Origin of the sequence: Campylobacter sp. 2352 PW (assembly GCF_024723575.1) — a bacterium.
In the GTDB taxonomy this organism is placed as follows: domain Bacteria; phylum Campylobacterota; class Campylobacteria; order Campylobacterales; family Campylobacteraceae; genus Campylobacter_D.
Genome location: NZ_JANQCX010000051.1, coordinates 1 through 275, shown reverse-complemented (window position 1 = coordinate 275; position 275 = coordinate 1). Strand labels below are relative to the sequence as shown.

General features: G+C 34.2%; 1 protein-coding gene and 1 tRNA gene. Both read left to right on the top strand.

The window, feature by feature from the left end; all coding sequences use genetic code 11:
• Positions 1 to 3: 3 nt before the first annotated feature.
• Positions 4 to 79, top strand: a tRNA-Glu gene (locus CAMP5121_RS08080).
• A partial coding sequence (locus CAMP5121_RS08075) for a hypothetical protein (RefSeq protein WP_337215301.1) occupies positions 79 to 275 on the top strand: 197 nt, incomplete at its 3' end. The genes CAMP5121_RS08080 and CAMP5121_RS08075, both read left to right, overlap by 1 nt.

Sequence of the window (275 nt, the reverse complement as noted above, 5' to 3'; positions counted from 1 at the left end):
ATTGACCCTTTCGTCTAGTGGCTCAGGACGTCACTCTCTCTGTGTGATAACAGAGGTTCAAATCCTCTAGGGGTCGCCATGAATGCATATCATAATCAAATACAACAGATTAAAATTTACTTTTTTTATATTTTTTTAATCATTCACCCATCACATACCATAACACACACCTATAAAACCCACTCTATTTTTTCCCTTCTCTCCTTCTTTTTCTCAACACCTCTTCCTTTTTTATTTTTTAAAAATAATTTTCTTTCCTCAACAACCTCCTACTA